This is a genomic window from Microcoleus sp. PH2017_05_CCC_O_A (genome assembly GCF_020738785.1).
Classification (GTDB): domain Bacteria; phylum Cyanobacteriota; class Cyanobacteriia; order Cyanobacteriales; family Microcoleaceae; genus Microcoleus.
Genome location: NZ_JAEQCB010000015.1, coordinates 1 through 12,723, shown reverse-complemented (window position 1 = coordinate 12,723; position 12,723 = coordinate 1). Strand labels below are relative to the sequence as shown.

The window sequence follows — 12,723 nt, the reverse complement described above, 5'->3', positions numbered from 1 at the left end:
TTTAATCTAAAGCTTAAAATCGATAATTGGGGTGCTTCTGGTATTGTCTGGAATCGCCCCGATTTTTTTGTGGTGCGATCGGCTGTTTAATTTCATTGTGCAATGCGATCGGGCGATCGCACTGCATCATTTCGATATAACCGGACGTGATATCACCCTTGGTAAACTTCTCGCCGGTGACGCACTTTACTGATATCGATCGTGCGGCTGTCGTCATCTATGGTGTATATTACCCTGTAATCGCCCACCCGAATTCGCCAGCCGTTTTTCTTCCCCTTTAACTTGAGACAGCCTGGGGGACGGGGCACACTGGCTAAAGCATTTATCTGGGGATAAATGCGACTGCTGATTTCAACGGGCAGAGCGTCCAGGTCTTTTTGAGCCGAACGTGCAGTAATGACCAAGTAATCAGACATTCAACATACCCTTTTCCTCAAGCTGGCGCTTAACTTCTTCCCAGGGAACTCTTGGTTCATCTTGTCTAGATTCAATAGTCAAAGAGTCATAAACATCCTCCCAGAGTTCGCCGTGCTTCTCGAAGTCAAGCAGCACCGCAATTTTTTCGCCTTGGCCGTCAACTAAAAACTGAAAGTCTGTCGGTTCGCCACATTCAGCCAACACGTCAACCCAAAATTCGCTGTGTTCTTTGAGGTCAACAATTGCAGCGGTTTTGTTGCCTTCATTGTCTATTAAAAATTGAACGCCGCGCATATTGTAGTTTGGCATATATCGAATTTTGTAATGTGTACTAAAATTATATCCTAGTCAGAATGAGTTAGCATGAATCATCAATCTTGGTTGACACTACTAAAAAAACACCGAGCGATCGCCGTGATCCGTTCATCCGAACAGGAAGTCGCTTGGCAGATGGCAAAATCTGTAGCAGCAGGAGGAATCCAATTTATTGAAATTACCTGGAATACCCACAAAGCCGCTGAATTAATTTCGCAACTCCGCTCAGAATTGCCAGATTTTAGTATTGGTACTGGCACTTTATTACACTTAGAACAGTTGCAGCAAGCCATAGATTGCGGGGCTCAATTCCTGTTTACTCCGCACACCGATGTAGGCATGATTCAAGCAGCAGTTGATGCGAGAGTGCCGATCGTCCCTGGTGCTTTTTCTCCCACAGAAATTATGACGGCGTGGCAAGCAGGTGCTACCTGCGTGAAAGTTTTTCCGATCGCAGGCTTGGGAGGCGCTGCTTACCTGAAAAGCCTGCAAGGCCCTCTGGGCGACATTCCTTTGATTCCCACGGGCGGGGTGACGCTGGAAAATGCCAAGGTATTTATTGACGCTGGGGCGATCGCCGTTGGTTTAGCCGGAGACTTATTTCCCAAACACTTAGTGCAAAATCGAGATTGGCGGGCGATCGTCGAAATTGCCAAAACTCTCACCCAAAACTTAACAACTTGTTAAGCCCTCTTTCCCAATTTAAAATCTATAATCTACAATTTAAAATAGTACCAGGTGTGAAAGTTTCCCAATTCTTCAATTTTTCAATCTAAAACTATCAAATCGTCTTGGGTGTGAGGAATAAACATGATTATCAACTCAACTTACTTGCGTCGCGCAGGAACTTTATGTGTTGCCTGCGCCCTAACAGTTGCTGCATTTTGTGGCGGACAAATTCCTGCATTTGCAGGCGAACAGCGCAACATAATTGCCAATAGAATCATGCAGTTGCAGCAATCCAGTCAGCGCTGGATTGAAATTGATTTGTCAAGACAAAAACTCATAGCTTGGGAAGGAAATACACCCGTTTATGCGGTGACTATTTCCAGCGGCAAATCATCGACTCCCACCCGCACGGGAACCTTTGCCATCCAAACCAAATATCGCGTTACTAGAATGACTGGGGAAGACTACGACGTGCCCGACGTTCCCTATACAATGTATTACGATGGCGGTAATGCAATTCACGGCGCTTACTGGCACAATTTGTTTGGAAATCCCGTCACTCACGGCTGCACAAATGTAGCTGTAAATCACGCTAAATGGCTGTTCAATTGGGCCTCGGTGGGGACGCCTGTAGTGGTGCACAAATCTGAAATTTAACTAATAGGTTCGTAGATCAAACGGCGGTTGAAACCGCGTCTATACAGACAAAACCTGCCTCCGCAGGTTGAAGAGTGAGCGGTTAAAATTACATTTATGGAGACAAAATTCACTTCAAGGGCGTGGGAATTTTTGATTTCATTCAGTCCGCGGAGGCGGACTTCCTTTGTCTAGACGCGGTTTCAACCGTACGTCCTATATTTAACTTAACTGCACCACTGGTTTATCCTCTAACAAAGTTTCATTGGTTAGCAAATCTTCCACAGTAATCCGCAAAAAGCGCTGTTCGTCAACGCGGAAAAAGATTTTTATGCGATCGCTCCCCGGATACCCAGGCGGCGTCAATTGCGCGATACTGCGAGCTCCGTCTTTGTCATTTAGCGGCTGTACGGATCTTTCGCCCGCGAGTTGGCGAGTAATTAGCCTGTCGCCGTCAAAATAGATCTCCGTCCCACCAGTTTCCGCTCCCAATTCGCCGATAATTAATTCTATGCTGGGCTGATTTTCCAAAGAAGCTCCCAAGACTAATTCTACCGGTTCGGTCATCGGATAAGACTGACCGGATTTGATTAAACTGTGCCAACTGTGGCAATTGTCGCGGCGGTTCCAGTAGCGAATGCCGTAACTGTGATAGAGAAAATCTTTGATTTCTATGCCTTGACTTAATTGTAGAGCACCTTGGGCGATCGCCTCAAAGGGTTTGTCGCACCGAATTTTTGCCGGATCGAAATATTGCTGCACCCAACGCTGCACCGCTGGAATTTGGACAGTACCGCCAACGAGCAAAACTGCATTGATATCGCCAATTTCTAAGCCTTGGCGCCGCGCTTGCTGCAATACTTGATTCATGCACTCGTCGAGGTTCTCAAAAAACTGATGTTCGGCGAGGATAGATTCAAAGCCCGATCTGTCTAATTCTAATTCGTAACTCTCAAAAGTTTCGTCATCAAAATAAACCTCAGCCGCATTATTTAGCAAAGATAACTGAATTTTTAACCTTTCTGCCAACCTCGTCGTAATCGGAGATTTTGCCAACTTTTTCGTTTTAACAAAATAGTCAACCAACCAATTATCAATATCAGAACCGCCTAAATTTTGTCCGGCTTTAGCCAAAACCCTGGCAACTTTTGTCTTTTGTGCAGAAGATTCAGCTAACAACTTTTCGCCCCATTTCAGCAAAAACCCCAAAGGCTTTTTGTTGGCATTAACATCGAGGCGTACCAATGAAATATCGAGAGTGCCGCCGCCGAAATCAATCACTAATAGAATTTCGCGATCGGCCAAACCGTAACCCAAAGCAGCCGCCGTAGGCTCATCCAACATCCGCACCTGTTCCACTTGCAGAGATTCAGAAACTTTACCCAACCAATGGCGGTAAGCTTCAAAACTATCTACCGGCACAGTAAAAACCAAAGAATCTACCGACAAAGGCAATTCGCGAATTGAGTTCACAATTTGGCTCAAATACCACTCACCGACTCGTTCAAAATCAACAATTTGCCCGTCAAGTTCCGGCACAAAACCCTGCACAAAAGTGCCAATTCCCCGCTTAAAATTGCGAAAAAACCGAGAATCTCCACTCAGATCTAGGCCTTTGTCGCGGACTTGCTGACCGAGGATTACTTTACTTTGAGCAGCGTCCTCAACGTAGAGCAAACTGGGAATTAGGGGTGGATTTTGAACCGAGATTGCCGACAATCCCGGCAATTTCAAGGTTTCGGGCTGCTGGAGAGCTTGATTCCAGCGAGCGACGACGGTGTTGCTAGTTCCAAAGTCAATTGCGATCGTCATTGGGCCAAAATACACAGCTACTACAGATTATCTTATATTATGGTATTTAGAGCCGCAAATGCAAACATAACATTATGACTCAATCCACTTCCTCTAAAAGAAAGAAAAAAGAACTCGTGCAGGGAATTAATGGCATTGCAGTACGCGGCTATAAATCTTTGTATGAAGAATCTTATATTGCAGTGCGTTCGCTAACCATTCTAGCTGGTGCCAACAGTTCAGGTAAATCCAGCATCATGCAGCCCTTATTGCTGATGAAACAAACACTGGAAGCAACCTATGACCCTGGCGCTTTGCTACTGAATGGTCCCCATGTCCGTTTTACTCTAGCAGGACAGCTATTTTTTCAGTCTTCTGGTAAAAACCGTACAGATAGCTTCACAATTAAGGTTGAAATTGAAGGTCATCAATCTCTAACAGTTACTTTTAAGAAGCTGCCTCAAAAATCCATTGAACTTATTGAAATGATATTTCAAAGTGAAAGCGATCGGATTTATTTTTCCCCTAGAATTACTCACAAAGATATTCTACCTGTAATTCCTCAACCTTTGTCTAATGTGTATAATAGTATCTTAGAAAATGTTAAAAATAAATCCATTAATTTGGAGGAAAAACTAAAAGAAGAACTAAAATGGAAAGTGAATCGCACTCGCTGCTTTTTTGAATTTACTTTAGGTATGACTGGGAAGACGAAGTTAACTGAGTCCTTAATGAATGTTGTTAGTGCTAGTCCGTCAAAGTTATTCGACCAATATATCCGACAAATAATTCACGTTCCAGGTTTAAGAGGGAATCCAGAAAGAACTTACAACACTACGGCTATCGGCAGCGAGTTTCCAGGGACTTTTGAGAGTTACGTTGCCAGCGTAATAAATGAATGGCAGAAAAAAAAAGATAGACGTATTAAGCTTTTAAGTACATCTCTAGAAACATTGGGCCTTACTTGTAAAATTCAAGCCAAAGAAGTTGACGATACACAAGTTGAGTTGCTTGTAGGTCGTTTGTGTCGCAATCATAAAGGTAAAACAACGGACATGGTAAGTATTGCTGATGTTGGCTTTGGGGTATCGCAAACTTTGCCTGTTTTAGTTGCCTTGCTTGTAGCAGAACCAGGACAATTAGTTTATCTCGAACAGCCGGAAATTCACTTGCATCCTCGCGCTCAAGCTGCTTTAGCAGAGATATTAGTTGATGCTGCAAATCGAGGTGTGCGAGTAGTTCTAGAAACTCACAGCGAATTGTTGCTTTTACAGGGCGAACGCATCTAAACTTTATATTAACAGAATATGGTATATTGGACAAGAATTATTGAGTAACTACAAAACATTTAATTAGGGTTCACCTGTATGAAACTCAAACCTAAAATTACCATCGCCGACCATTTTTTTGATCTAGAAGACCCAAGAGTCGAGCGGACGAGACATCATCAATTAATTGATATTATCACTCTCTCAATTTGTGCCGTGATTTGCGGCGCTGATACATGGGTCGATATCGAAAGTTATGGGCGAGCCAAATATGAATGGTTAAAAAAATTTTTAGAATTGCCGAATGGCATACCTTCGCATGACACAATTGCGCGAGTATTTTCTCGCCTGAATCCGGAACAATTTCAGAAATGTTTTTTGAGTTGGATTCAATCTATTAGCTGCTTAAAGGAGAGGAGAAGTAATTGCACTTGATGGAAAAACTCTTCGCCATTCTTATGATATTAGTTTTAGGACAAGTTAAAGTTGACAAAAAATCGAATGAGATCACGGCTATTCCGGCTTTACTTAAAGTATTAAAATTAAACGGAAGCATTGTCACGATTGATGCCATGGGCTGTCAGAGGTCAATTGTGAAATCAATTATCGAACAAGGAGGAGATTACGTAATCACCTTAAAAAAGAACCAACCATCCCTGTATGCCAGAGTAGAAGAGTTATTTAAACAAGCAATTGCACAAGGATTTTCGGGATTTACACATACAGCTTATTCGACCAAGAAAGAAAGTAATCATGGTCGCTCAGAAATCCGACATCATTTAATGTTAAGTGACATCAAAGAGCTGATAGATCCCGACAATCAATGGGAGAAACTTCATAGTATAGGCATGATAGAATCCGTGAGAATAGTGAAAGGAAAAACAAGTATTGAAACTCGTTATTACATTAGTAGTTCACCAAATAATGCTCAAAAATTTGGTGAATCAGTTCGCAGCCATTGGGGAATTGAAAATCGTTTACATTGGGTGTTAGATGTGGGCTTTCGTGAAGATGATTGTCGAATCAGGAAAGATAATGCTCCGCAAAACTTTGCCATTCTTAGACACATTTCGCTCAATCTTTTGAATCAAGAAAAAGCCTCAAAAACCGGAGTAAAGAATAAGCGACTCCGAGCCGGGTGGGATGATGGCTATTTGGCCAAGATCCTCGCTGTGGCAGTCAACTAAATTTTCACAAATAACTCATCACTAAATATTATACAACTTGTAAATAGTAGTTGTAATATTTTTATTGTCTCAAAAATAGGACAGGCATAAAAACCACCATTGATCAGTTACTGTTTTCTTATAAAAGTCATTACAAAGCGTATCTATAGCTTCTAAGAATGGTGAATTTATCTCAAAATATACTCACCACTAGCGAAGAGTGTTCAATAAGATGCGTTCCCCCTGGTTGCTTTTAGCAGTTCAATCGTTAGTGGCCGAGGGTAAAATATTACCTGATTTAGTCAAACTTCACTGGTTTAAACGGCGCGACGATGGTGTTACAGAAGTCAGCAGTGCCGATCTAGATGAAACAGGAGCTTTTGGAGAGTGGCCGGAAGATTTTGGCGATGTCTCTTTGCATCTAGAAAACCGCTATTTAAAAGCAGCAGAAGCTGTTTTGTGGAAGCGTTAACATGGCAGATAAAATTTCTAAACGCCTGGTAATTGATGCTTCAGTTGCGCGTGCTGCTGGTGGAGAAGATGCTACCTATCCAATATCCGTTTACTGTCGCGATTTTCTCCAAGCTGTCTTGGATATTTCTCACAGAGTTGTGATGACTCCAAATATTAGAGATGAGTGGAACAAGCATCAATCAAAATCCGCTCGTATATGGCTGCGCCGGATGGTGGCAAAGAAGAAACTATGCCCCTGCGATATCGCGGTAGATGATAATTTGTGGTCTCAAGTTGAATCGATTGCCGAAAGCGATAAAGAGCGGGAAATAATGGTTAAAGATTTGCGGTTGGTGGAAGCTGCGATCGCTACCGATCGCACAGTAATTTCACTTGATAACAAAGTCAGACAATGTTTTGCTAAAGTAGCAGTAGAGGTTGATGAGCTTAAAGATATTATATGGGTAAATCCAGCCCAAATAGCAGAAAAACCTCTTGATTGGCTGCAAAATGGTGCTGAACCCGAAATAGAAAGATCGCTCGGATTTCAAAAAGCCGACAACTGAGTTAATTTAGAGTAATTCCTGATTAGGATCGGAAGTGCGATCGCCATTATACCAATTTTCCGATGCCACAAAGACGCACCACTTTGATAAGTGGCACAAAAATCATACTATTTTATATTTTATATTTTATATTGGGCATGACTGACGGCATCAGAATTTCAGGTTTGGCTAAAGTTAAATTTTTGTAAAACTGGTATCACCTCTGGGAACCGGCCAAGCTTTTACCTTTGATGTCAATCCAAATTTTCAAAGGTGGCGTAAAAAATGCTGGAAATTGGCGATCGCAAAACAGCACTCTTAGCTCTCACACTGCTCGTCCCCGCTGCGAGTATTGGTATAATAACAGGTTTGTATATTGCCCCCGGAGGCTGGGGAAAAACAGTATCAGCCTTGTGTCAACTTTGGTTGCTCCTTTTCCCGATCGCCTGGTGTGTTTTAGTCGATCGGCAAAAACTGCATTTATCCCTCCCCAAGCGGCGAGAATTGCGGGCTGGAGCCATTTGGGGAATAGCCATGTTTGCGGTAATTGTGGGTATCTACAGCCTTTTCGGCCAGCACTGGATCGATCCTGTAGCGGCCAAAGAAAAAGCTCGCCAATTGGGAACCAACAGCCAAAATATTTACTTAATTGTTGAAGCATATTTCGTGCTAGTTAACTCGCTGATTGAAGAATTTACTTGGCGGTGGTTTGTCTGCAACAAATGCCAGATTCTGATACCAGGAAAACCAGCCATATTTCTCAGTTCACTATTTTTCACCCTCCACCACATTTTTGTAATCGCAGCCTACAGCGACTGGCGCGCTGTGATTTTAGGCTCATTCGCCGTCTTCACCGCCGGGATAATTTGGTCGCACTGTTATCTAACTTACCGTTCGCTGTGGCCTAGTTATATCAGCCACGCGATCGCAGATTTAGCCCTCGCAATGATTGCTTGGCAAATCCTCTTTAACTAGCCACTTTTTTAGCAACTATAGCCAAATACGGTTCACTTAACGTTTTTGTCATTGCGAGCGATCGAGCGCGGCAATCGCAGAGACTATGACATTTCTCGGTTAAGTCAGGTGGGCGCTGAGCAATTATCTTCTTAAGTGAACCGTATTAAACTATAGCCCAATACGCTTGGGCTAACACTTTTTGTCCGCAGCGATCGCGCCCCAGAGCAATCTCAGTGTCTATTTTTCAAATCGTTATGACTGCGGGACTCTCTTAACTCAACCGTATTGGACGCTGCTGGGATTTTGACTGATGCTGTACAACAATTGAAAGTTCATGTATTCCCACCGAGAAATGCTTTGTGTGAAGACATCTATTTAAAGTTAGAGATTTTGTTGCGCTGGCGATCGCATAATTTTTACTGCGTGAAAACTGGCAAACCATATCGTTGCCACCCTGGGCACCACAACGCTCAAAAGTACACCGATTGTCCTTCGGAATCGTCAACTCAGGAAATATGATTCTTTCATAGCAGGATTTTTTTTGTAAGCGAACTCGCTTGATACATACCGCTAAGCTGCGGCTACCAATTAAGAGTCAAGGTTGCCACGATCTATATCACTGCACCCTGACAATTGTTGTGATATTTACACGATCGTTAGGTAATTGGGGGAACTTGAATTTTACGGTAATTACTTAGACATCTGTTGGGCACGCTACATACTCGGTGGAGAAGTGGCAGTCACTTTTGGGGATACTTTCAGGCGATCGCCTGCCATTAAAAAATTTAAAACTCAGGCAGTTAATTAAATTGATACCAATCAAATTATATATTCTGTAGCGATCGACAAACCTACCTTTTTCAGCAGTCCAGACGCATCAAACGGTTTTTTAAGACATTTACGGCAACAAGATCGAGCAATAGTTAAAAAAAACCAGTTTTTCCTGATTAACCTATCCATGACTGTGATTTCTGCGATTCCCTTTCAGAATCAGCTCGCGTCCGTGCAGGTGTTTGAGCAAATTACATCTCTGAATTCAGAATAAATAATATATTTTTTAAGCGATACAGAGCGTATAGTAACTTAAAACACACAGTCAAGCATCAGTATTTCTAGCGATGATAGCTATCGCGAATTAATATTTTATAACTAATAATTTAATTTAATAGAATTATATAACAAATTTTTCCGGACGGCGATTGTCAATCTCCGGAATATTGTTACGCTGGCTACCTTTCCCCAACACTAAAGTTTGGAGAGTTACGGTTTACCGTAACTCTGTGTCGGTAAGATCAGCAAATGATGTTATGTTAGGCAGGAAGTGTTGTAGAGCTTCGTGTGTGGGGCGAAAAAAGCTGATGTTAGATCGCGTATCTGTCTTGAGAAGTAACCTTCCGAGACCCGAAAAAATATCCCGCAGGGAACTGTTGGTGAATCGAATCCATCATTACTATAGATTGAATGACAGCGAAATTGTGGATCTATACTGGGGTGTTGCGAACAGTCGCTAGGTTTGATTCTATGCCCACACCGGGAAAGCGGTAATTAAGATTCACCCGCCCCTCTTTCCTGTCGGCTCTCACAAAGCACGCTCATCGCAGCGTCGAAACCGAGTCGGATTATTCAGCGGGAGTTAAACATGAAAATCACCTTTGTTCTTCCTACTCTGTGTCTGACTGGTGGAATTCGAGTAATATCTATTTTCGCAGAACTCTTGAAACAACGAGGACACTCCGTGTTCGTCATCTCTGTACCCCATGAGCAAGCGAGTCTGCGCCAGCAAGTCAAGTCGCTGCTGCGGGGAAGGGGTTGGATTTCCACACCTGAAAATGAGCCATCATTTTTCGATAATCTCAGTGTAGAAAGCAAAATTATCGATCGCTCGCGCCCAATAGAAGACAAAGATGTGCCTGACGCTGACGTAGTAGTTGCCACCTGGTGGGAAACCGCCGAGTGGGTAGCAAAACTCTCCCCGAGCAAAGGAGCTAAAGCTTATTTTATCCAGCACCATGAAGTTTTTGACTATCTACCTGAAGGTAGAGTCGAAGCAACCTGGATGCTGCCCATGCACAAAATTACGATCTCTGACTGGTTAGTTGAGCTAGCTCGGACTAAATACGGCGATCGCCAAGTTTCCTCAGCTCCTCCGAGCGTTGACACCAAGCAATTTTATGCCTGCCCTCGCCACAAACAATCGGTTCCTACCATTGGCATGATGTACTCTGCAATTTACTGGAAAGGAACCGACATCGCACTCAAAGCTTTTTCCCTAGCCGCTGAAAAAATTCCCAACCTGCGTCTGGTTGCCTTCGGTACAGAGGCCCCATCCCCGGAATTGCCGCTACCAGCCAATGCCGAGTATGTAATTAGACCCGACCAAGACAAACTCAAAGATTATTACAGCAAATGCGATGCGTGGCTGCTGGCGAGTCGCTCTGAAGGCTTCGGCTTGCCAATTATCGAAGCGATGGCGTGCCGCACTCCCGTCATCAGTACCACAGCAGGCGCTGCTCCTGAAATTTTGAGCGGCGGTACTGGCATACTTGTAAGCCCAGAAGATCCCGAAGAAATGGCAAAAGCCATAGAATCTATGTGTCATTTGTCGAATGCCCAGTGGCAAGCCATGTCGGAAGCCGCCTATGCTAAGGTGACCAATTACTCTTGGAAAGATGCCACGGAGCATTTTGAAGCAGGATTGAAAGTTGCTGTAGAGAAATCTCAACAGCGTGAAGTTAACATAGTTTCCTGTTCTCCCTACTATGTGCGGGGCCCATTACCATGCGCGGTTCCCACCGGCGCCGGAAAAAGTTAAGCTTTGATGTTAACAGCGGCAATTTGAAATTCTGCGCTAGTGATGCCAGCGATCGCGGGATTCTGCGTAGGAACTCAATTATCGTTTGGTAGGGTGCTTCTAGTAAAACTCACATCGGCGGTGTCCTGTTTTATACCCAGCAGTTTCGACACTAATTCTGACCGCATCTACCTCAAATACTGGTTTCCTGTTACTGCCGGCCAAAATCTCAACCCGAGTTCAACGGATGTTTGAAAGCTCAGGCTGTTAAAGGTTAGACTTGTCTAATCCTCACACATCTCCTGATTTGTCATTGGCAAAAGTCCCTGACGACAATCGATCGACCAGTTTTGATCTTTCACATCTACCTATACTATGAGAATTACTTTTGTCCTTCCTACCCTTGCTCTTACAGGTGGCATGAGGGTTTTGTCTATCTACACACAAATTCTCCAACAGCGAGGACACACAATATGTATCGTCTCTACACCTCACGAACGACCAACTTTAATGCAACAATTGCGCTCTGTGGTCAGAGGTAAGGGTTGGGAACCCGCTCAGGCGAGAGGGCCGTCTCACTTTGACCGTATAGATGTCGAAAGTCGAGTTACCGAAACCTACCGTCCAATTACCGACAGGGACGTACCTGATGCCGATATTATCATGGCTACTTGGTGGGAAACTGCCGAGTGGGTGTCTAAACTCTCCCCCAGCAAAGGAGCGAAAGTATATTTTCTCCAACACTACGAGGCTTTTGACTACACACCAAAAGCTCGAGTAGATGCAACTTGGCGGCTGCCGATGCACAAAATTGCCGTCGCTAAGTGGCTGGAAGACAAGGCTAGGGATGAATTTGGTAATTTGTCTGTATCTCTCGTGCCTCCCACTGTTGACACCACACAGTTTTACGACCCCCGATCGCGATCGGGGCAGCCGCGGGGCAAGCAGTCAGTTCCCACAGTCGGGATGTACTATTCTATAGCTCCTTGGAAAGGCTGTGCTCTTGCCATTGAAGCTTTCAATCTAGCGGCCAAAAGAATCCCTAATCTTCGTTTAGTTGCCTTTGGTTCCGGCGAAACTGCTCCTCCGGATTTGTTGCAGCATAATATTGAGTATTACAAGATACCTAGTCAAGACGAACTCAAAGAACTTTACAGCAAATGCGATGCTTGGCTGTTTGCCAGCCAAACCGAAGGCTTCGGCTTGCCAATTTTAGAAGCGATGGCTTGTGGCACTCCAGTGATCGGCACTCCTGCTGGCGCGGCTCCGGAACTCCTCGCTGGCGGGGGTGGAATACTTGTGAAACCAGAAGACCCACAGGATATGGCAAAAGCGATCGAGCAGATTTGTCAGTTGTCAGATGCCGAATGGCGGGCCATGTCTGAGACTGCTTTGGACACGGTGATACATTATACCTGGGAGGATGCAACCGATATCTTCGAGGCTGCACTGTACACCGCAGTCGAACGTCAGCCACAATTAACGGACAAGCTGTACAAATAGAGCATTCTCCTGTTGATTGATTTACTGAATTTTGCTGCAATTATCTGAATAATGTGTTAAACTAGCAGAATATTCAGCATTATTCACTTTTGGATAACTACTCAACCCCAAGGCAAGCAGCCGAACATTTTGGAGTTTGCCTACATACGCTCAGGCGATGGGAAAAGGATGGCATTATTACCGCCATTCGCACACCCTCCGGTCAACGACGA

The 12,723-nt window shown here is 44.0% G+C and carries 13 protein-coding genes and 1 pseudogene; 10 read left to right on the top strand and 4 right to left on the bottom strand.

Annotated elements, in window-relative coordinates; genetic code table 11:
- Positions 1 to 13: 13 nt before the first annotated feature.
- From JGK20_RS05075 to JGK20_RS05065, 3 genes are read right to left on the bottom strand one after another with little or no spacing between them, the layout of a single operon-like run.
- Positions 14 to 217, bottom strand: coding sequence for a hypothetical protein (locus tag JGK20_RS05075; protein WP_293229651.1), 204 nt, complete (start codon positions 215 to 217; stop codon positions 14 to 16).
- On the bottom strand, positions 153 to 416 hold the full coding sequence (locus JGK20_RS05070) for a type II toxin-antitoxin system RelE/ParE family toxin (RefSeq protein ID WP_293178806.1): 264 nt from the start codon (positions 414 to 416) through the stop codon (positions 153 to 155). The genes JGK20_RS05075 and JGK20_RS05070 overlap by 65 nt, the downstream gene beginning before the upstream one ends.
- The gene (locus tag JGK20_RS05065) at positions 409 to 726 is read right to left on the bottom strand and encodes a hypothetical protein (RefSeq protein WP_293207120.1); all 318 of its coding nucleotides are present in this window, start codon (positions 724 to 726) and stop codon (positions 409 to 411) included. The genes JGK20_RS05070 and JGK20_RS05065 overlap by 8 nt, the downstream gene beginning before the upstream one ends.
- Positions 727 to 780: 54 nt before the next feature.
- Here JGK20_RS05065 and JGK20_RS05060 point away from each other — a divergent pair, with 54 nt between their 5' ends.
- Positions 781 to 1,419, top strand: coding sequence for a bifunctional 4-hydroxy-2-oxoglutarate aldolase/2-dehydro-3-deoxy-phosphogluconate aldolase (locus JGK20_RS05060; RefSeq protein WP_293178812.1), 639 nt, complete (start codon positions 781 to 783; stop codon positions 1,417 to 1,419).
- Positions 1,420 to 1,536: 117 nt separating this feature from the next.
- A complete protein-coding gene (locus JGK20_RS05055; protein ID WP_293178839.1) occupies positions 1,537 to 2,058 on the top strand; it encodes a L,D-transpeptidase in 522 nt (173 codons plus the stop codon).
- Between the two features lie 201 nt (positions 2,059 to 2,259).
- Here JGK20_RS05055 and JGK20_RS05050 read toward each other — a convergent pair whose 3' ends face one another.
- The gene (locus tag JGK20_RS05050) at positions 2,260 to 3,849 is read right to left on the bottom strand and encodes an Hsp70 family protein (protein ID WP_293229602.1); all 1,590 of its coding nucleotides are present in this window, start codon (positions 3,847 to 3,849) and stop codon (positions 2,260 to 2,262) included.
- 74 nt (positions 3,850 to 3,923) lie between these two features.
- Between JGK20_RS05050 and JGK20_RS05045 the strand changes: the two genes are divergently transcribed.
- The 8 genes and pseudogenes from JGK20_RS05045 to JGK20_RS05010 all read left to right on the top strand — a co-directional run.
- The gene (locus JGK20_RS05045) at positions 3,924 to 5,117 is read left to right on the top strand and encodes an ATP-binding protein (protein ID WP_293229600.1); all 1,194 of its coding nucleotides are present in this window, start codon (positions 3,924 to 3,926) and stop codon (positions 5,115 to 5,117) included.
- Positions 5,118 to 5,195: 78 nt separating this feature from the next.
- Positions 5,196 to 6,283, top strand: a pseudogene (locus tag JGK20_RS05040) (ISAs1 family transposase).
- A 211-nt stretch (positions 6,284 to 6,494) separates the two neighbouring features.
- A complete protein-coding gene (locus JGK20_RS05035) occupies positions 6,495 to 6,734 on the top strand; it encodes a DUF3696 domain-containing protein (RefSeq protein WP_293229598.1) in 240 nt (79 codons plus the stop codon).
- Position 6,735: 1 nt separating this feature from the next.
- The gene (locus JGK20_RS05030) at positions 6,736 to 7,281 is read left to right on the top strand and encodes a hypothetical protein (protein WP_293229596.1); all 546 of its coding nucleotides are present in this window, start codon (positions 6,736 to 6,738) and stop codon (positions 7,279 to 7,281) included.
- A gap of 264 nt (positions 7,282 to 7,545) precedes the next feature.
- Complete coding sequence (locus tag JGK20_RS05025) at positions 7,546 to 8,235, top strand: CPBP family intramembrane glutamic endopeptidase (RefSeq protein WP_293229593.1); 690 nt, start codon at positions 7,546 to 7,548, stop codon at positions 8,233 to 8,235.
- A gap of 1,621 nt (positions 8,236 to 9,856) precedes the next feature.
- Positions 9,857 to 11,029: a glycosyltransferase family 4 protein gene (locus JGK20_RS05020; protein ID WP_293229591.1), complete on the top strand. Its 1,173-nt coding sequence runs from the start codon at positions 9,857 to 9,859 to the stop codon at positions 11,027 to 11,029.
- Positions 11,030 to 11,383: 354 nt separating this feature from the next.
- Entirely contained in the window at positions 11,384 to 12,511 is a 1,128-nt protein-coding gene (locus tag JGK20_RS05015) for a glycosyltransferase family 4 protein (RefSeq protein WP_293229588.1), read from the top strand.
- Between the two features lie 89 nt (positions 12,512 to 12,600).
- The coding region (locus JGK20_RS05010) for a MerR family DNA-binding transcriptional regulator (RefSeq protein WP_293229645.1) at positions 12,601 to 12,723 on the top strand (123 nt) is incomplete at its 3' end.